Source organism: Pseudomonas sp. xss_4, assembly GCF_043104125.1.
GTDB classification, from domain to species: Bacteria; Pseudomonadota; Gammaproteobacteria; order Pseudomonadales; family Pseudomonadaceae; genus Aquipseudomonas; species Aquipseudomonas parafulva_B.
The window spans coordinates 1-18344 of sequence record NZ_JBICKJ010000077.1; the positions used below are offsets into that span (position 1 = coordinate 1).

At 62.6% G+C, this 18344-nt stretch carries 21 protein-coding genes and 1 tRNA gene; 12 read left to right on the plus strand and 10 right to left on the minus strand.

The genetic code is table 11. The features are described 5' to 3' along the window. Positions 1-20: 20 nt before the first annotated feature. On the minus strand, positions 21-341 hold the full coding sequence (locus tag ACF8GB_RS16755) for a hypothetical protein (protein ID WP_058606111.1): 321 nt from the start codon (positions 339-341) through the stop codon (positions 21-23). Positions 342-422: 81 nt separating this feature from the next. Next, on the minus strand, positions 423-1013 hold the full coding sequence (locus tag ACF8GB_RS16760; protein WP_058639718.1) for a cysteine hydrolase family protein: 591 nt from the start codon (positions 1011-1013) through the stop codon (positions 423-425). A 181-nt stretch (positions 1014-1194) separates the two neighbouring features. On the opposite strand from ACF8GB_RS16760, the gene prmB reads away from it, so the two are divergent. Beyond that, the gene (gene prmB / locus ACF8GB_RS16765) at positions 1195-2103 is read left to right on the plus strand and encodes a 50S ribosomal protein L3 N(5)-glutamine methyltransferase (RefSeq protein WP_058606109.1); all 909 of its coding nucleotides are present in this window, start codon (positions 1195-1197) and stop codon (positions 2101-2103) included. 90 nt (positions 2104-2193) lie between these two features. Here prmB and ACF8GB_RS16770 read toward each other — a convergent pair whose 3' ends face one another. Together ACF8GB_RS16770 and ACF8GB_RS16775 are read right to left on the minus strand one after the other, a co-directional pair. Next, positions 2194-2976 (minus strand): hypothetical protein, encoded by a 783-nt coding sequence (locus ACF8GB_RS16770; RefSeq protein WP_058606108.1) that lies wholly within the window; start codon positions 2974-2976, stop codon positions 2194-2196. Positions 2977-3039: 63 nt separating this feature from the next. Next, a complete protein-coding gene (locus ACF8GB_RS16775; protein ID WP_196186095.1) occupies positions 3040-3999 on the minus strand; it encodes an alpha/beta hydrolase in 960 nt (319 codons plus the stop codon). 182 nt (positions 4000-4181) lie between these two features. Here ACF8GB_RS16775 and aroC point away from each other — a divergent pair, with 182 nt between their 5' ends. The 3 genes from aroC (at position 4182) to ACF8GB_RS16790 (ending at position 7042) form a co-directional block, all read left to right on the plus strand. Continuing rightward, positions 4182-5273, plus strand: a complete 1092-nt coding sequence (gene aroC, locus ACF8GB_RS16780) for a chorismate synthase (RefSeq protein ID WP_078478179.1) — start codon at positions 4182-4184, stop codon at positions 5271-5273. Between the two features lie 81 nt (positions 5274-5354). After that, complete coding sequence (locus tag ACF8GB_RS16785; RefSeq protein WP_392527339.1) at positions 5355-6509, plus strand: MFS transporter; 1155 nt, start codon at positions 5355-5357, stop codon at positions 6507-6509. Then, positions 6506-7042, plus strand: a complete 537-nt coding sequence (locus ACF8GB_RS16790; RefSeq protein WP_145255112.1) for an oxidase — start codon at positions 6506-6508, stop codon at positions 7040-7042. The genes ACF8GB_RS16785 and ACF8GB_RS16790 overlap by 4 nt, the downstream gene beginning before the upstream one ends. Before the next feature lie 176 nt (positions 7043-7218). Here the strand turns inward: ACF8GB_RS16790 and ACF8GB_RS16795 are convergent, their stop codons facing one another. Further along, positions 7219-7491, minus strand: coding sequence for a DUF3509 domain-containing protein (locus ACF8GB_RS16795; protein WP_058605801.1), 273 nt, complete (start codon positions 7489-7491; stop codon positions 7219-7221). A gap of 271 nt (positions 7492-7762) precedes the next feature. Between ACF8GB_RS16795 and ACF8GB_RS16800 the strand changes: the two genes are divergently transcribed. Continuing rightward, positions 7763-8296: an ankyrin repeat domain-containing protein gene (locus ACF8GB_RS16800; RefSeq protein WP_058605800.1), complete on the plus strand. Its 534-nt coding sequence runs from the start codon at positions 7763-7765 to the stop codon at positions 8294-8296. A 60-nt stretch (positions 8297-8356) separates the two neighbouring features. Further along, the gene (locus ACF8GB_RS16805; protein ID WP_058605799.1) at positions 8357-8887 is read left to right on the plus strand and encodes a hypothetical protein; all 531 of its coding nucleotides are present in this window, start codon (positions 8357-8359) and stop codon (positions 8885-8887) included. 40 nt (positions 8888-8927) lie between these two features. On the opposite strand, the gene ACF8GB_RS16810 is transcribed toward ACF8GB_RS16805, so the two are convergent. Next, entirely contained in the window at positions 8928-9866 is a 939-nt protein-coding gene (locus ACF8GB_RS16810) for a ZIP family metal transporter (protein WP_058639734.1), read from the minus strand. 130 nt (positions 9867-9996) lie between these two features. Between ACF8GB_RS16810 and ACF8GB_RS16815 the strand changes: the two genes are divergently transcribed. From ACF8GB_RS16815 to ACF8GB_RS16830, 4 genes are all read left to right on the plus strand, one after another. Then, complete coding sequence (locus ACF8GB_RS16815) at positions 9997-10188, plus strand: PLDc N-terminal domain-containing protein (protein ID WP_023535355.1); 192 nt, start codon at positions 9997-9999, stop codon at positions 10186-10188. Positions 10189-10341: 153 nt separating this feature from the next. Next, positions 10342-12399: an LTA synthase family protein gene (locus tag ACF8GB_RS16820; protein ID WP_196186163.1), complete on the plus strand. Its 2058-nt coding sequence runs from the start codon at positions 10342-10344 to the stop codon at positions 12397-12399. A gap of 138 nt (positions 12400-12537) precedes the next feature. Continuing rightward, positions 12538-12774 carry a hypothetical protein gene (locus tag ACF8GB_RS16825; protein ID WP_023535304.1) on the plus strand — a complete coding sequence of 79 codons (237 nt, stop codon included), beginning with the start codon at positions 12538-12540 and terminating at the stop codon, positions 12772-12774. Between the two features lie 173 nt (positions 12775-12947). Further along, positions 12948-13280, plus strand: coding sequence for a ribonuclease E inhibitor RraB (locus tag ACF8GB_RS16830; protein WP_023535326.1), 333 nt, complete (start codon positions 12948-12950; stop codon positions 13278-13280). Positions 13281-13310: 30 nt separating this feature from the next. Here the strand turns inward: ACF8GB_RS16830 and ACF8GB_RS16835 are convergent, their stop codons facing one another. Then, complete coding sequence (locus ACF8GB_RS16835) at positions 13311-14111, minus strand: cytochrome c (protein ID WP_058639727.1); 801 nt, start codon at positions 14109-14111, stop codon at positions 13311-13313. A 524-nt stretch (positions 14112-14635) separates the two neighbouring features. Between ACF8GB_RS16835 and ACF8GB_RS16840 the strand changes: the two genes are divergently transcribed. Then, on the plus strand, positions 14636-15367 hold the full coding sequence (locus tag ACF8GB_RS16840; protein ID WP_196126135.1) for an amidotransferase: 732 nt from the start codon (positions 14636-14638) through the stop codon (positions 15365-15367). A 34-nt stretch (positions 15368-15401) separates the two neighbouring features. Here the strand turns inward: ACF8GB_RS16840 and ACF8GB_RS16845 are convergent, their stop codons facing one another. The 3 genes from ACF8GB_RS16845 to ACF8GB_RS16855 all read right to left on the minus strand — a co-directional run bounded on the left by ACF8GB_RS16845 (position 15402) and on the right by ACF8GB_RS16855 (position 17947). Further along, entirely contained in the window at positions 15402-16373 is a 972-nt protein-coding gene (locus ACF8GB_RS16845; protein WP_058639729.1) for a magnesium and cobalt transport protein CorA, read from the minus strand. A 68-nt stretch (positions 16374-16441) separates the two neighbouring features. Beyond that, positions 16442-17155 (minus strand): 1-acyl-sn-glycerol-3-phosphate acyltransferase, encoded by a 714-nt coding sequence (locus ACF8GB_RS16850; protein WP_058605794.1) that lies wholly within the window; start codon positions 17153-17155, stop codon positions 16442-16444. Between the two features lie 102 nt (positions 17156-17257). Beyond that, positions 17258-17947, minus strand: a complete 690-nt coding sequence (locus ACF8GB_RS16855; protein WP_100851090.1) for a crotonase/enoyl-CoA hydratase family protein — start codon at positions 17945-17947, stop codon at positions 17258-17260. Positions 17948-18145: 198 nt separating this feature from the next. On the opposite strand from ACF8GB_RS16855, the gene ACF8GB_RS16860 reads away from it, so the two are divergent. Beyond that, a tRNA-Ser gene (locus tag ACF8GB_RS16860) sits at positions 18146-18235 on the plus strand. Positions 18236-18344 lie beyond the last annotated feature (109 nt).

Sequence of the window (18344 nt, forward strand, 5' to 3'; positions counted from 1 at the left end):
GGGCAGCGTTTGCAGCAACCTCACTCATGCTTTTTCATCAAGTGAGGCGACATGTTCAGCTCCCGAGCCCGGCGCAGGCGGATGCGGCTCAGGCGCCAGAAGCGTACGCCAAGCCACAGCATCAACAGCCCCACCACCGTCAAGGTGGCGGCAAGCGGCTTGTTGGCGTTGAGTTCGGCCAGGGCAGGGTAGTTGCCCAACAGCCCGGCCACGCCAGCCATGGCCAGCAACACACCGAGGGTGGCCAGCAGCGCGGACAGCGCAGCACCCAGGCGTGCGCCCCAGCTGCGCGGTTGGCGCGGGCGCAGGCGCTTGGCGTCGATACTGCCTTTGAGCTTCATCCTGCTCTCCTGTAGGGGTATGGGCCCTTCGACCCACAATCACACCTCCGGTTCCTGCCTGCCGCCACCCTCCTGATCGAGTCAGATCAGGCTGGCCGTCGGCGCCACGCACGCGAAGTTGTCGGCCATCACGGCCATTTCACACCGGTGGATCTGCGCCGCTGGAATCACCTGGTCGTTGAAAGCCAGGTCACGGGTGGCCGACGCATCTTCCACCAGGGTGCACCGATAACCATAGTCCTTGGCACGGCGCACGGTGGTGCTGACGCTGGAGTGGCTCATGAAGCCGCAGACGATCAGGTCGAGATGGCCGAGTGCCTGCAACGTCTCGTGCAGTTTGGTGTTCTTGAAGGCATTGGGCATGCGTTTTTCGATCACGGTCTCGCCTTCCAGCGGTTCGAGCCCCGGAATGAACTGACCCGCAGGGCCCTGGGGGTCGAAGCGCCCGCCAACGGTGCCCAGATGGCGAACATGGATGATCGGACGGCCGCTCTTGCGCGCGGCATCGAGCAACCTGGCGATGTTGGCCACGGCCTCATCCATGCCCGACAGCGCCAGGGGCCCGGTGAGGTACTCCTTCTGCGCATCAATGATGATCAGGCTGGCTTGGCTCAGCTTGGCCGGCGGGTAATCGCGGCCAGTGAGGCGGAACATCGTGGTTGGAACGGACATCAAGGGCTCCTTGGTATAGGGCTTTTGTGCGCCTATTCTCCCCTGCCTTGGCGACAATGGGAATGGTTGACAACGCAAGTGGCGTGGTTGCTGGCTTGTGGCTACCGTACAGGCGATTGCAGGGAACAAATCCGGGGCCTGGGCTGTTAGACTTTCGGCCAGTCTGAATTAGGAGTTTCCCGTGATCACATCCCGTCTGCGCACGCTGCGCGACTATATCCGTTGGGCGGTCAGCCGCTTCCATGAGCACGACCTGTTCTTCGGCCATGGTGCCGACAACGCCTGGGATGAAGCCCGGTTGCTGGTGCTGGGGGCGGTCCACCTGCCGTTCGAGGTGGCCGACAGCTACCTGGACTGCATGCTCGAGGATGCCGAGCGCGTACAGCTGCAGCACTTGCTCAAGCGCCGCATCGAAGAACGGGTACCCACCGCCTACCTGCTGGGCGAGGCCTGGTTCTGTGGCATGTCGTTCATCGTCGATGAGCGCGTGCTGGTGCCGCGCTCTCCCATTGGCGAACTGCTGGAAAAGCGCCTTGAGCCGTGGCTGGGCGCTGAGCCAGGCCGCATTCTGGACCTGTGCACCGGCTCCGGCTGCATCGGGATCGTCGCCGCCGACGTCTTCCCGCAGGCCGAGGTGGTGCTGGCCGACCTGTCGTTCGAAGCGCTCGAAGTGGCCAACCAGAACATCGAGCGCCATGGCCTCGATGGCCGGGTGTACACCGTGCAGGGCGACGGTTTCGAAGGGCTGCCGGGCCAGCGCTTCGACCTGATCCTGTCCAACCCGCCGTACGTGGATGCCGAAGACTTCGACGACATGCCGGCCGAATACCACCACGAACCGGAGCTGGGCTTGGCTTGCGGTGCTGATGGTCTGGACCTGGTACGGCGCATGCTGGCCGATGCGGCCGACCACCTGACCGAAAAGGGCTTGCTGATCGTGGAGGTGGGCAACAGCCAGGTTCATGTCGAGGCGCTGTACCCGGAAGTCGATTTCGCCTGGCTCGAATTCGAGCGCGGCGGGCATGGGGTATTCATGCTCACCGCCGAGCAGTGCCGTCAGCATCAGGCGTTGTTCAAAGGCCGCGTCTGAGGGCGCGTGGGCGCAACGGGTGTCAGGCGCCCGTTTCGCCCAACCCGTTTTTAAAACACCTGAGGCCCATGAAACGCCAGGCCCAGGGTTTCAACGCGTGGCGATCCAGATCAGTAGCCCGGCTTGAAACAGTGCAAAGGCCACCAGGCAGGTGATGGTGAACCGCAAGCCGCTGTCTTCGCGCTGGTACTTGGCCACACGCTCATCACGCTCGCGCAAGCGGGCCTCGCCTTCCTGCAACTGCTGGTCTGCCTGCTGCAATAACTGCGCGGCATCGAGAAGGCCCAGGCGCTGCACGCGCTCGCTGTTCCAGCCTACCTCCAGCTGGTCTACCCGGGTCTCGGCCGTTCGGCCCTTGAGCACCTGCCCGTCTTCGTACTGCACCTCAAGGCCTGCCCCGCGCAGGCACTGGTCCCGGCGCAGGCGCGAGTCCTCCTCCAGCGCATCCTTGCTCGGCAGCGCGAAGGCCTCTACACGGTAATTCGGCCATTTGCGCTGTAGCCACTGGGCGGCCTGGGCCAGCAGGAAGCGGCCCAGGCCGCGATTGACCGGCTCCAGTTGCAGACCATGCTCATCCCCAAGGCGCACGCACCGCGCCTGGTGATCTACGCGTATGTCCACCTGGTTATGGCCCTTGTGCACCTTCTGGCCGGGCAACGCAATCTGCATGCGCAGCAGGCTGTGGGCCGGGTCGTGGCGCTCGGCATAGCCGAACTGCACGAAACGCAGGGGTCGGGCGCCGGTTACGCGGTCGCCAGGCAGCGGCGCCAGGCGCAGCAACTGGTGATGCTCGACGGCCAGGTCCGCCCAGGGCAGGGCGGGAGTGTTTTGAGGCTCTTCAGCCGGCTCTGTGGCAGCAGGTGGTGTGGTCATCAGGGCATGTCCTTGGCTATGCACGCTGTATCGGCCGCCGCTGCCCAGACCTGAGCCCGTCGATCAGGCCGGTGGCAACTGGCGAATGAACGTGACGATCTGCTCGCCCAGCTCCCGTGCCAATGGCAACTGCGGGTTCTGGTAGCTCTCGCGCTGTTCGCTCATGTCCTTGGGGCTGATGCGCAGCATGTGGTTCATGCCCTCGATCAGCACCAGGTGGGCATCGGGTTTGGCGTCCTTGAGCTTCTGCGCATCGGCCACGTCCACCTGCACGTCGTTGCGCCCCTGCACGATCAGCGCCGGCATAGGCAGCCGCGCAAACGCGGCTGCCGGGTCCTGCCGGAACAAGGTGATCAGGTAGGGCTGCACGCTGGGGCGAAACACCTGGCGCAGCGGTGCGGGTACGTCCAGGCTGGTCTGGCCGGCTTCCAGGCGGTCAAGCAGGGCACTGCCACGGGCCAGCTGCGCAGGCGGCAGGCGCTCGGCAAGCTGCTCGCGCACCACTTCGGCCATGGGCCTGCCGCTGCCAGCCAGGCTGACCACCGCACTGGCCCCAGCCTGCTCGGCGGCCAGGCTGGCGATCAGCGCACCTTCGCTGTGGCCGATCAGGATCAACGAGCCGAAGCGGGGGTCGGCCTTGAGCTTATGGCCCCAGGCCACCACGTCGGCGACATAACGCTCCACGCTCAGGTCGCGTTCATCGGGCGTAGCCGGTTGGCTGGCGGCCACGCCGCGCTTGTCGTAGCGCACGCTGGCGATATTCGCATTGGCCAGCAGCAAGGCCAGGCGCTTCAAGTTGTCCACGCGCCCGCCAGCCGGGTTGTTGCCGTCGCGGTCAGTGGGCCCGGAGCCTGCGATGATCAGCACCACCGGCGGCGGGGTGTCCTGCTGGGGTAACAACAGGCTGCCGTGCAATACGCCCTGACCGGTGTCCAGGTCGATGGGGCGGTGCAGGACGGTGGGGGTGGCGGCATGGCAAAGGCTGGTCAACAGCAGGCAAAGCAGGGCAATGAAACGCGGCATCGTGCGCAACTACACAGGGGGAGATAGCACTTTGACCTACAGTGGCCGTGGAAGGTTCTAGGGCCAGGCCCAAGGCTCCGCATCGCCCGGAACGACGCGCTCGCCAACCGGCCCGCACACGCGGGCAATCCATCTGTATACTGCCGCTTTCGTTCACTTCAGGCAGATCTCGCGGAGCGTCCATGTCCGGCAATACCTACGGCAAGCTGTTCACTGTCACCACCGCTGGCGAAAGCCATGGCCCGGCGTTGGTCGCCATTGTCGATGGGTGCCCGCCAGGCCTTGAGATCTCCCTTGCCGACCTGCAGCGCGACCTGGACCGGCGCAAGCCCGGCACCAGCCGCCACACCACCCAGCGCCAGGAACCCGATGAGGTGGAAATCCTCTCTGGCGTGTTCGAAGGGCGCACCACCGGTTGCTCCATTGGCCTGCTGATCCGCAACACCGACCAGAAGTCCAAGGACTACTCGGCCATCAAGGACCTGTTCCGCCCGGCCCACGCCGACTACACCTATCACCACAAATACGGCACCCGCGACTACCGTGGAGGCGGGCGTAGTTCGGCCCGCGAAACCGCCATGCGCGTGGCCGCCGGCGCCATCGCCAAGAAGTACCTGGCCACCCAGGGCATCACCGTGCGCGGCTACATGAGCCAGCTGGGCCCGATCCAGATCCCTTTCAAGACCTGGGACTCGGTGGAGCAGAACGCTTTCTTCAGCCCCGACCCGAGCAAGGTGCCGGAGCTTGAGGCGTACATGGATCAGCTGCGCCGGGATCAGGATTCGGTAGGCGCCAAGATCACCGTGGTGGCCGAAGGTGTCATGCCGGGCCTGGGCGAGCCCATTTTCGATCGCCTGGACGCCGAGCTGGCCCACGCGCTGATGAGCATCAATGCCGTGAAAGGCGTGGAAATCGGTGCAGGCTTTGCCAGCGTTGCGCAGCGCGGCACCGAGCACCGCGACGAGATGACCCCGCAGGGTTTTCTCAGTAACAACGCAGGCGGCATTCTGGGTGGTATCTCTTCGGGCCAGCCGATCGTTGCCCACCTGGCATTGAAGCCTACCTCGAGCATCACCGTGCCGGGCCGCTCGGTGGACGTTGACGGCAACCCGGTGGACGTCATCACCAAAGGCCGGCATGACCCCTGCGTAGGCATTCGCGCCACCCCGATCGCCGAGGCGATGATGGCCATCGCGCTGATGGATCACCTGTTGCGCCACCGTGCCCAGAACGCCGAGGTGAAGGTGAACACGCCGGTGCTGGGCCAGCTCTGATTCATCTAGGCCTGTTTTCTCGCGGCGGTAGCTCACCCAGCTGAGTCACCGCCGACAGGCCCTGCTTCCCAAGGCAACCCCATGCAGCCGATACCCTACTGGCGATTGTCCAGTTTCTACCTGTTCTATTTCGCCTTGCTGGGGTCCACGGCGCCGTTCCTGGCGCTGTACTTCGACCACCTGGGCTTTGCGCCCGCGCGCATCGGCGAACTGGTGGCCATTCCCATGCTGATGCGCTGCATAGCGCCTAACCTGTGGGGCTGGCTGGGGGACCGGACCGGGCAGCGCCTACTGATCGTGCGGCTTGGGGCATTGTGCACGCTGGCCACCTTCAGCCTGATCTTCTTCGGCAAGAGCTACGCCTGGCTGGCGATGGTCATGGCCTTGCATGCGTTCTTCTGGCACGCGGTGCTGCCGCAGTTCGAGGTGATTACGCTGGCGCACCTGCATGGCCAGACGTCGCGCTACAGCCAGGTCCGGCTGTGGGGGTCGATTGGGTTCATCCTCACCGTGGTGGGGCTTGGGCGCCTGCTCGAATGGCTGAGCCTGGACATCTATCCCGTGGCCCTGGTCCTGATCATGGCCGGTATCGTGGCCGCCAGCCTCTGGGTACCCAATGCCCAGCCCGTCGAGCACGGTGAGCGACAGGGGGCCGGGGGTTTCCTCATGCAGCTGCGCGCCCCTGGAGTCCTGGCGTTCTACGTCTGTGTGGCGCTGATGCAATTGAGCCATGGGCCGTACTACACCTTCCTCACCCTGCACCTGGAGCACCTGGGTTACAGCCGAACGGCCATTGGCCTGCTGTGGGCGCTCGGGGTGGTGGCGGAAGTGGTGATGTTCATGCTCATGAGCCGCCTGTTCGCACGGTCCAGCGTCCGCCGGGTGCTGCTCGCAAGCTTCGTGCTGGCCGCCGTGCGCTGGCTGTTGCTGGGCAATCTGGCAGCGCAGCCGGGCGTACTGGTGGGGGCGCAGTTGCTGCATGCGGCCACTTTCGGCTGCTTTCACGCGGCCAGCATCGCCTTCGTGCAGAGCAGTTTCCGCGCCAGGCAGCAGGGGCAGGGCCAGGCCCTGTACGCTGCGCTGTCGGGTACCGGTGGTGCCCTGGGCGCGTTGTACGCCGGCTATAGCTGGAACATGCTCGGCCCCGGGCTCACCTTTGGTATGGCCAGCGTCGCAGCACTGTCGGCAGCCGTTATCATGGCCTTTCATTCGCAACCCAACAGGACCTTACGATGAGCATCCTCTGCGTATTCGACCCTTCCACCCCGCAGTTGCCCAACAAGGTGCTGACCCATGCCGAAGACATCACGGCAGCACTGGCCGAGCATGGGGTGTCGCTCATGCAGGCCGAGCACGGGCTGCGGGTGCGTCCGGGCACCTTGCACGATGAGATGATGGATGCCTGCCAGGCCCATCTCGATCACATGATGACCACCCACGGTTGCCGGGCCCATGGGGTGATCAACCGTGACGGGGTCGAGGATCAAGGCCCGGACCTGCGCGATGAGCATGTGCTTGATACCGACGAAGTGATCGTCGTGGTGAGCGGACGCGTGCAGGTTGGCCTGCGCCTAGGCGCCGAGGTGTATTCGGTGATGTGCGAGAAGGGCGACCAGTTATGCGTGCCTGCGGGGACGCGGCGCTGGCTTGAGCTGGGGGAGGCGCCGTTTTGCCTGGCGTTCAGGCTATTTGCAACTGAAGCGGGGAGTCAGCTGGCATTTACCGGCGACGCGAGTGCGCGGGCGTTTCTGGGGATAGACGAGTTGTGACCTTGCGCCCGAGGCATGTAATGCCCCTGTAGGGGCGGTCTCGTGCCGCGATGGCCCGCGCAGCGGCCCCAAGATTTCAGCTTCACAGCTCATATCGTTGGGGCCGCGTTGCGGCCTATCGCGGCACGAGGCCGCTCCCACCTTGAATTTGGTCGCTTTCGGGGGCAGTGCAAGAATCAGCGATAAGTCGGCAATGCAAAACGCTGCTGGCTCTGCAACATCGAGATCACTGGCAACTCGCTGGCTTGTTCGGCCAAGTCGCGGCGAATGGCGCTGATGGCCCAGGACAATTGCTCGGCGCTGTGCAGTTGGGTGTAGGTCAGTACACGGCGGGTAACCTTGCCGTCGGCCGCACGCAGAGTCAGCAAGATGCCGCCGTCAGGACGTGATTGAGTCGCGACTTGGTAAGCAGGGAACACCGAGACGAATTTTTCCTGGATAAGGTTCATGACTACTCCTGACAAGGTGTGTGGCAATCGATGTCTAGATAGATTGCAGCGACCGTGCCAGAAACTGAGTGTAGGAAAAATCCAGTTAAATCAGGGGGTTGGACTACATTTAGAGAATGCCTTCCGTGCAAGCTGCAAGGTCATGCATTTTGCACAGTGCATTTTGCACGGCAAGCCAATCAACGCTATGGGCTCGATAGAAACGGAACCTTTGACGCGCAGGAAGGGCCTGACAAACACTTGGGCAACGATTTCTACCAGGAGGTTCCTTATGTCCACCCAGACTGCGTCCGCTCAGCCTGCTCAAATGTCTTCCGATGAAACGGCTGCCTTTGCCGCACAAGTGTTCGACAAGGCCCGTCAAGGCGATGCCCAGATGCTGGAGCGCCTGCTGCAAAGCGGTCTGCCGGTGAACCTGCGTAATCACAAGGGCGACACCCTGCTGATGCTGGCCAGCTACCACGGCCACCATGACGCCGTTCAGGTGTTGCTCAACCACGGGGCCGATCCGCTCATTGCCAACGACAACGGCCAGCTCCCCATCGCCGGTGCCGCTTTCAAAGGGGACATGGCCATGATCCGCCTGTTGCTGGAAAACGGTGTACCGGTCGATGCCGCTGCCCAGGATGGACGCACGGCCCTGATGTTGGCCGCCATGTTCAACCGTGTAGAGATCCTTGAGTACCTGCTGGCCCAGGGTGCCAACCCTGCCTTGCAGGATGTGCGCGGTGCAAACGCACTGATGGCAGCCCAGACCATGGGCGCCGTGGACGCCACCGCACGCCTGCAAGCGCTGGCAGGCTAACCGGCAGGGGGCGTTTGCGGCTATCCTTGGCGACTTTGCCATCGCCACAGGCCCCCCTTCATGAAAACTCAGTTGCTCGAATTCATCCGCCTTATCAGCGCAGGCTGCCTGCGCGAAGAAGACATCGAGCGCATTGCCGACGAGGCTGCCCAGGCCTACGCCGACCCCGCCGCTTTCCTGGCCGCCAACCCCGACATCAACTACGACGACAGCTTTCCCATCCCACTGGGCGAGTGGGTAGTACTCGGCAGCCTGCCTGACACCGTGGTATTCCAGGCTGACACCTATCAGGAGCTGTTCCAGCAGATCAGCGACTCGTTCGACAAGAGCGTGCCGCTCACCCTCAAGCCCAAGCAGCTGGCACGCACCGAGCCGCTCGTGGCGCTCAACCGTATCCAGGTGCAGATGGGGGCGCTCAACAAGGAAGCCGGTGGCTACGTGCTGCTCGATTTCAGCCAATTGCTCGATGATGAGCTGCAGATGGTCATGGTTGGCCAGCATGACCTGGAGCGGGTCCAGGCGCTGGCCGCTGAACTTGGCATCAAGGCCGAGCCCGCCCTGGAGGCCCTGAAGGTCGCCCTGCACGTCTGAGCGCGTCGTACGCGGCCCTGGCAGGCGGGCAACGGCGCTGTCAACCCAATGCGGTGTCCAAGAACATCATCACCGCAAAACCGCCCATCAAGCCGAGCGTGGCGGAGGTCTGGTGGCCGTGACGGTGGGTTTCGGGAATGACCTCGTGGCTCACCACGAAGATCATCGCCCCCGCCGCCAGCCCCATGCTGATAGGGTAGGCCACGGCAAAGCCGGTGGAAATGCCCAGCCCGATGACCGCGCCCAATGGCTCCATTACTCCTGAACCAATGGCGACCAGTGCGGCCTTCAGGTTGGACAGCCCGGTCGCCCGCAGCGCCAGCGCCACGGCCAGGCCCTCCGGGATGTCCTGAATGGCGATGGCGGTGGTCAGCGGCAGGCCGATGTTCATGTCGCCGTTGGTGAAGCTCACCCCGATGGCCATGCCCTCGGGCAAGTTGTGCAGGGTAATGGCCAGCACGAACAGCCAGACCCGGCTGAACCGTTCGGTTTCCGGCCCCACCACGCCGACGCGTTCATGCTCGTGCGGCGTGAAACGGTCCAGGCCCAGCATCAGCAGCACGCCCAGCCCCATGCCGACGACCACGATGAAGGCCGCACCCGGCCCACTGCCGGTGATCTCCCGCGCCGCGTCCAGACCCGGCAAAATCAGCGAAAAAGAACTGGCTGCCAGCATCATGCCGGCAGCGAACCCCAGCATCACGTCCTGGTTACGGCTACTGACATCACGCAACACCACGGCCAGCACAGCGCCCAACGCGGTGGCGCCAAAGCCGGACAGGCCCCCGAGCGCGGCCAGGTGCAGGTTTTCGGAATGATCGCCGTTGACCGCATTCCACAGGCTCGCACCCAGCAGAATCACGACGGCCATCAGGCTCAGCGCAAGGCCTGCACCGACCCAGGGATTGTTGGCTATCTGTTGCCGCCACACGCTGAACGGCGAGGGCGGGGTGGCGCTGTGGCTGTGGGCAGGTGGCATGCAGAACCTCTGATCGGAATGTCGATGCATCATAGGCAGTGACCTGCAGGCGGCGCCAAGGATTCCCTTCTATTGAACCGATAGGGGGCTATGCTATGCAGCAATACACTCATCAACTGGAGTACGCGGTATGGGATCGATGTTCAACAGCCTCGTAGGTCTGATCATTCTTGCCCTGGATATCTGGGCCATCATCAACGTCTACAAGAGTGACCGCGAAGTGGGGGTCAAGGTGTTGTGGATTCTTCTGATTGCCCTGCTGCCGGTCGTGGGGCTGGTGATTTGGGCCATTGCCGGGCCGCGCGGCACAGGCCGGCTCTGAAACCAGCACTCTGTGCCCCCATGGCGCCAGAGGCAATCCAGGCCGTGACAAAATTTTCACAATGAATTAAACAGAATCCGCACCCGCACAATGCTGCGCTGGTCTTGCGCCAGCGCCTTCTTCGCAAACCGCATTTCTAGGACCTTCCTGTTCATGGCCAACCCGGACGCCTTGAAGCAATGGCGCGCGCGAGCGCCGTTCTCGCCGACCCTCAAATCCCACCTGGCCTATACGCTGCTCAGCGCGCTGGTCATCATGCTGATGCTCAGCCTCGTGCGCCTGGCGCTGCTGGTCTACAACAGCGACATGGTTGGCGACACGCCAGCGGCCACGGTCGCCGAAGGGTTCGTCAACGGCCTGCGCTTCGACCTTCGGGTGGTGGTGTACATCAGCATTCCGCTGCTGCTGGCGCTGCTCAGCCCTTGGGCCATGGCCCGGCGGGGCGTATTCCGTTTCTGGCTGACGCTCACCGCCAGCGTGGTGATGTTCCTGGGCCTGATGGAACTGGACTTCTATCGCGAGTTCCACCAGCGCTTGAACGGCTTGGTGTTCCAGTACATCAAGGAAGACCCCAAGACCGTCATGAGCATGCTCTGGTACGGCTTCCCAGTGGTGCGCTACCTGCTGGCCTGGGTGTTCGGGACCTGGCTGCTCAGCCTGCTGTTCAAGGGTGTCGACCGGCTGACCAGGGATATCGGCACCCAGCCGGTGGCCGCATGGTATTACCGTCTGGCGGTGTTCATGGTGATCCTGTTGGTGGCCGTGATCGCCGCCCGTGGCACCCTGCGTCAAGGCCCGCCCATGCGCTGGGGTGACGCGTTCACCACCGATTCGAACTTCGTCAACCAGTTGGGCCTCAACGGCACCCTGACCCTGATCGACGCCGCCAAGAGCCGCTTCGGCGAGGACCGCGCCAACATCTGGAAACCGGTGCTGGAGCAGAACCTGGCGACCCAGACTGTGCGCCAGCAACTGCTGACCCCCCATGACACCCTGGTCGATGCCGACGAAGCGGCCGTGCGCCGCGACTTCCTGCCGCCGGCCGAGGGCACCCTGCCCATCAAGAACGTGGTGGTGATCCTGATGGAGAGCTTCGCGGGCCATTCGGTCGGCGCGCTGGGCAGCCCCAACAACATCACCCCTTACTTCGACAAGCTGGCCAAGGAAGGGCTGCTGTTCGACCGCTTCTTCTCCAACGGCACTCATACCCATCAGGGCATGTTCGCCACCATGGCGTGCTTCCCCAACCTGCCCGGCTTCGAGTACCTGATGCAGACGCCGGAGGGCGGTCACAAGCTGTCCGGGCTGCCGGCCTTGCTCAGCGCCCGCGACTACGATGACGTGTACGTCTACAACGGCGACTTCGCCTGGGACAACCAGTCCGGGTTCTTCGGCAACCAGGGCATGACCACCTTCATCGGCCGGCAGGACTTCGTCGACCCGGTGTTCTCCGACCCGACCTGGGGCGTGTCCGACCAGGACATGTTCGACCGCGGCAACCAGGAGCTGGCCAAGCACGATGGCAGCAAGCCGATCTATGCCTTGCTCCAGACCCTGTCCAACCACACGCCGTACGCCCTGCCCAAGGACCTGCCGGTGGAGAAGGTCACCGGGCAAGGCCGCCTGGATGAACACCTGACGGCCATGCGCTACTCGGACTGGGCCTTGGGCCAGTTCTTCGAGAAGGCGCGCAAGGAGCCCTATTTCAAGGACACCTTGTTCGTGATCGTGGGGGACCATGGTTTCGGCAACCATCAACAGGTCACCGAACTGGACCTGGGGCGGTTCAACGTACCGCTGCTGCTGATCGCCCCAGGCATCCAGGAGAAATTCGGTGCGGTCAACCACACCGTGGGCACCCAGGTCGATATCGTGCCGACTATCATGGGTCGCCTGGGCGGCCAGACGCGCCATCAGTGCTGGGGGCGCGACTTGCTCAACCTGCCTGAGGGCGACCCAGGCATCGGCATGATCAAGCCTTCGGGTAGCGAGCAGATCGTGGGGCTGGTACAGGGCGACCGTATCCTGATCGAGTCCAAGGACATGACCCCGCGCCTGTACCGCTATCAGCTGGGTCGCGAGTTCAAGGCCGAGCTCATCGAAAGCCCTGACCAGCCGCAGCTGCTCAAGCAGCTCGAAGCCTACATCCAGACGGCCACCAAGAGCTTGCTGGACAACACGGCAGGGGTGGTGCACGGCACGCCGAAGTAACCCTGTTTACACCCCGACCCGAGCCGCTACCTAGCGGCTCAGGTCGACGGGTGTTCAACTTTCTGAACATTCCCCAAGGGCCAAGGTCATTTATTCAGGCATCGCATAAGGTGTCGTTTGATTGAGAGGGCTCGTTCGATGAAAGAGTGGGAAGTCATCTTTGCCGACCAGAAAGGCGCACCGACCTCGATTGTGCTGCAGGCCGAACATCGCCCCAGCGAGGAAGACGCTGCCCGTGCCATCCGCACGCGGTTGTTCCCGGTCATGGATGAGCTGGACCTCAACGATTTTCAGGATCGCGCGGTGTCCCCCACGGCGCGCTGGCTGAAAGAACACAGCGGCGTCACCATCACCAGCATTGAAGAGGCGCCCTGATTCACGGTTTGCGTAGCGTCCGCCTGGGCACTACGCTGCATGAAGGTGCCCGCCGGCTGCGCAGGCGGCACCGTTCCCACCCGCGTCTTGTATCAGCTCGAACTGCCCGACGATTTAGGGCAGGTGCCCTTGCACGGAAAGTCTATCCACTGCGTTATTCAGGAGGACGATTCATGAGCAGCCAACACGACGATATCAGCAGCAACGTCCTGCGCCAGATGAAGGCAGGTGGCTTCGATTTCACCCAGATCCACCCCATCGAGTTCTATGCCGTTTTTCCGGATGAAGCCGCTGCGCGCCGCGCAGCCGGGGAGTTTCGTGGCGAGTCGCTTAACGCTCAGGTAACCGAACTCGACGACGGTGCCTGGCACCTGGAACTCAGTAAAATCATGTTCGCTACCCACGGTGGCATTGGCGACTTCGAGGAGGCCTTCGAACAGGTTGTCACGCCTTATGGAGGCGAAGTGGAGGGGTGGGGGGTCAAGCACGAGCGCCTCACGGCCTAGGCCATTGGGCCGCCCTGCGGCCCGATTTTCTCAGGATTTGCGCGTGGCCATGTGCCGCAGGTAGGCCAACAGCGCATCGAGCTCCTGATCATTCAGCACGCTTGGGGCAAAGCCCGGCATTTTCGCCTGGGGCCATTGCCGCAAGCGTTGTGGGTCCCGAATCAGCATGCGCAGGTAACCCGGCTGGAAATACTCGGTCGGGTTGTGCGGCACATTCAAATCAGGCCCTACCTGCGCATCCCCTGCACCGTTCAGACGGTGGCAGGCCAGGCAGTTCTGCTGGAACAATGCAAAGCCTTGTCGCACGGGGCTGTCGCCCGGCAGGTCGGGGTCTGGCAGCAACGCCGGGAAGCGCTGCTCGACAGAGGCTAGCTTACGTATCGTGGAGATCTGAAAGGGCCATTGTTCGGGGCGAATGCCGCTCGCTTGCGGCGCCGTCCACACCAAATAAAACGGCCCTGCACTCGGTTTTCCCTTACCTAGGGGCGGCCAAGGGGCGGCTGGGTCTTCGACGGCTAGCCAGGCCTGCGCCGGGCCGGGTTGAAGCAGAGGGCCAGCGGGCATTTCTGCCGCAAAGCCATCGGCTGCAATGGCCTGCAGGTGGTCCTCAGGCTGCACACCGTTGAGCAGCGCCGCGAGGGGCACTGCGCGATAGCGCATGGGGCGCTTATAGGAAACGTCCTCACTAATGTCCACCGTCTTGGCTTGGGGATGTGCGAGCAACTGTTCGCTGCTCCACTGCTTTTGGCCAGTGCCAAGTTCAAGGTGCAGTTGGGCCGCCGACAGCGGCAGGCACGACAGCAAGGCTGCCAAGGCAATGCATGGGCGCATGGGATACTCCGGCCATCAGGGCCAGCAGGTTACCGCTATCCCGCCTGCTACCGCCACCACCCGCCTTAGCCGAACAAACGTGTCAGGTTTGGCACTATCAGCAACAGCGTGGTTGCGAAAAGAATGAGCCCAGCTTGGCGAAGTTTCGATTGTCTAAACATGGCGGACCGCCTTCTTGTTGTTATTCCTAAATACCCGTTGGCTTCCTTGTCACATGTCGGGTCGATCGCAATGGCCCCTACTAGCGCCGGCACGGCTTGCCTCATGAATGTGGACATACTGCAACAGTAGGGCGTACATCATTCAATATTGAGAACCCTTTGTTCTAACTGCCAGCGGCCTATAACATTTCGTTTTAAAGCATTAAGCCATCGCGCTGATAGGCTTCACCTAGACAGGTTGGGTGTTTTTGTGCCGTCTCAGCCCAAAGAGCACCGTTCGTCTGCGCGACCCTCTTGCTTGTACGTGCCTTTCGCGTCACGCTCTACAGCTGTTTTCCATCCATGTCGTTCAGGACTATCCCTATGTCGTTACGCATCTGCATCCTTGAAACCGATGTTCTGCGACCGGAATTGACGGCGCAGTACGAAGGCTACGGCAGGATGTTCGAGCAGCTCTTCGCCCGTCAGCCGATCACAGCACAGTTCAGTGTCTACAACGTCATGAACGGTGAATATCCCACCGATGACCTTAAGTTCGATGCTTACCTTGTGACGGGCAGCAAGGCCGATTCGTTCGGTTCCGATCCCTGGATCCAGACGCTCAAGGCTTATCTGCTCAAGCTGTATGACCGGGGTGAGAAGCTGCTGGGTGTGTGTTTCGGTCACCAGCTGCTGGCGTTGACCTTGGGCGGCAAAGCGGAGCGAGCGGAGCAGGGCTGGGGCGTTGGCGTACACCGTTATTCACTGGCAGCGCGTGCACCATGGATGCAACCTCAAGTATCTGAGCTGACCTTGCTGATCAGTCACCAGGACCAGGTGACCGAATTGCCCAAAGGCGCCACGGTCATTGCGTCCAGTGATTTCTGCCCCAACGCCGCGTATTGCATCGGCGATCAGGTGCTGTGTTTCCAAGGCCACCCGGAGTTCGTACACGACTACTCCCGGGCCTTGCTCGACGCACGCCAGGCGCATCTAGGCGATGAGGTCTACCAGCAGGCCGTCGCCAGCCTCGCCACCGAACATCAGGGTGACGTGGTAGGCGAATGGATGTTGCGTTTCATCCAGCAACCGGCTAACAAGCACAACGCGGCCTGACAGGGCAGGGGTCGCCCGGTGACCCCTATCTTGGTTACAACCAGCCTGATTTCTTGAAGCTGGCGAACAGGCCTGTGCACCCGGCCGCGATCACCCCCAGGACTACGTAATAACCGTAGTGCCAGCTCAGCTCGGGCATGTTCTGGAAGTTCATCCCGTAGATGCCGGCAATGGCAGTGGGGAAGGCCAGAATAGCCGCCCAGGCGGCGAACTTGCGCTGCACGATGCTCTGGCGAGACGCTTCGAGCAGCATGCCGATCTCGATGGTCTGGCTGGCAATGTCGCGAATCCCGGCCAGGTCTTCCATCTGCCGGGTCACGTGGATCTGGACGTCACGAAAGTACGGGCGCATGTTCTTGTCGATGAAGGGAAAGCTCAGGCGCTGCAGTTCTTCGCTCACTTCCACCATAGGCGCCACATAGCGGCGCAGGCGCAGCAGATCGCGCCGCAGGCTGTGCAGGCGACGGATGTCGGCTTCAAGCAGCGAACCGCCCAGCACGCTCTGCTCCAGCGCTTCGATCTCCCCGTGAATCGCCTCGCTTACAGGCTGGTAGTTTTCGGTAACGAAGTCCAACAGCGCATACAACACGAAGTCCTCCCCGTGTTCGAGCAGCAACGGCCGTGCTTCGCAGCGCTCGCGCACCAGGGCATAGGATTTGGAATGGCCATTGCGACAGGTAATCACGTAGCCAGTGCCGGCGAAGATGTGGGTTTCGATGAACTCCAGCCGACCCTGCTGGCGCACGGGTGAATAGGTGACGATGAACAAGGCGTCGCCAAAGGTTTCCAGCTTCGGCCGGCTGTGCTTCTCCAGGGCGTCTTCGATGGCCAGTTCGTGCAGGTTGAACTGGCGCTGCAGGTTGGCCAGTGCTTCGGCGTCGGGCTCCTCCAGCCCGATCCACACGAAGTGGCCCGGTTTGCGCGCCCACTCGCTGCCTTCATCGATACTGATGTTGGTGACCTTCCTACCGGCGCTGTATACCGCCGCTGCCACGACTCGCCCCATGACTGCCCGCTTTCTTGTGGTTGAACACGCCTTACAGCTTGGGCTGTAGCGGGCGCGAGAGCAACGGGTCAGGGCAGTTCGTTTTCCATCCGGTCGATGCACTGCTGCATTTGCGTGCGGCACTGCTCGATCAGCGCAGGCAGGTCTTGTTGCGTCATGCCGGTGGTGGCAATGGGGGGCAAGGAGCGCACGATCACCGTCCGGCGGCGCCAGCTGTTGAGGTCCAGCCGGTGCGCATAGCGGCTCACGCACACAGGTACGATGGGTACCCCGGCCTCGATGGCCATGTGGAATGCGCCTTTCTTGAACGCCAGTAGCTGTTCACCGGCGTTGCGTGTGCCTTCAGGGAAAATCCAGATGGAGGTGTCGTTCTGCAGGACGCGGGTGGTCTTTTGCAACGCCTTGCGGGCCTGATAGGCGTTCTTGCGGTCGACCAGCACGTTGCCGCCCAGCCAGAACAACTGCCCGAACAGCGGAATCCAGCCCAGGCTTTTCTTGCCGATGGCCACGGTGCGTTGCGGAACCACCTGGCCCAGGACGAACAGGTCGAAGTTGGATTGGTGGTTGGCGATGATGACGCAGCCAGGCGGCTGATCCCACAAAGGCCCCACCTGGGCCTGGACCTTCAGGCGCATCAGCCAGGTGGCCGGCACGCTGTAGAGCCGGGCGAACACGCGGCTGTTATCGGGGTTGAACGGGCGGCACAGGCCGATGATCAGCCCCACGGCGCCAACGGCGAGAAAATGCAGCGCCAGCAGGAACATGCGAAGAACGTAAAGCATGGTACGACTCACACCAGACAGTCGCCCGGCAGTGTACGACTGTGCACTGGCCGGGGCAAACCTTGGTGTAGGTTGAGTGGGCGATCTGTGCAGGTGATGGGGTCACCCCATGTGTTGCTGGTCTTGCTCGATAGCCTTGTCCAGGGCTTCGAGTAGGCCCTTGCGGACCTTGAGCTTGGTGTTCTTGTGGGCCAGCATGTTCAGCTGCTTGAGCGCTTGTGCTGCAGCCAAGGCGGTATCCATCAGTTGCTCGGCGGGCACGACCTTGTCCAGAAAGCCTGCATCCACCGCCCCCTGGGGGTCGAACACTTCGGCGTTGATCACCGAGCGGTGGAAGGCCGAGCGGCGCAGGCGGTCACGGGCCAGTTCGATGCCCGCGTGGTGCATGGTCATGCCGATCTGCACTTCGTTCAGGCACACCTTGTACGGGCCCTCGACGCCAATGCGGTAGTCGGCCGACAGCAGCAGGAACGCCCCTTTGGCCACGGCGTTGCCCGGGCAGGCCACCACCACTGGAAACGGGTGCGACAACAGACGGCGCGCCAGGGTGGAGCCTGCGGTGACCAACTCGATGGCTTCTTTGGGACCGCGGGTCATGACTTTCAGGTCGTAGCCGCCCGACAGAATGCCTGGCTGCCCAGTAATGATCACCACCGCCCGGGCCTCGAGGGCGCGATCAAGCGCTGCATTGAACGCGTCGATGACCTCCGGCGAGATGGCATTGACCTTGCCATTGTTCAGGGTCAGGGTGGCGATGCCGTCTTCGGCATGGTAGGTGATCAGCTCGCTCATGGCAGAGTCCTTTTGTTGGCGTGGCGCTGACGTTACCCAGCGGCGCAGGCCAGGTAAAGCAGCAAGGCTGACCGGCCAGTCAGCCGCTGACGACGGCCGGATGCAAATGCATGAAAAAACTGAAAAAAATGCTTGCCAAAGGAAACGTCTTTCACTAAATTAGCGCACCTCGACAGGCCGTACGGCTTGAAGATAAACGGTGAAGTGTCCGAGTGGTCGAAGGAGCACGCCTGGAAAGTGTGTATACGAGAAATCGTATCAAGGGTTCAAATCCCTTCTTCACCGCCACATTCTACGAAGAGCCCCTGTGCTGAAAAGCACGGGGGCTTTTTGTTTTTGGGGTGGTAGTTGCTGCGGTTGTCGGGTTGTGTGAGGCACGGACAGCAGCTTCGCAGCA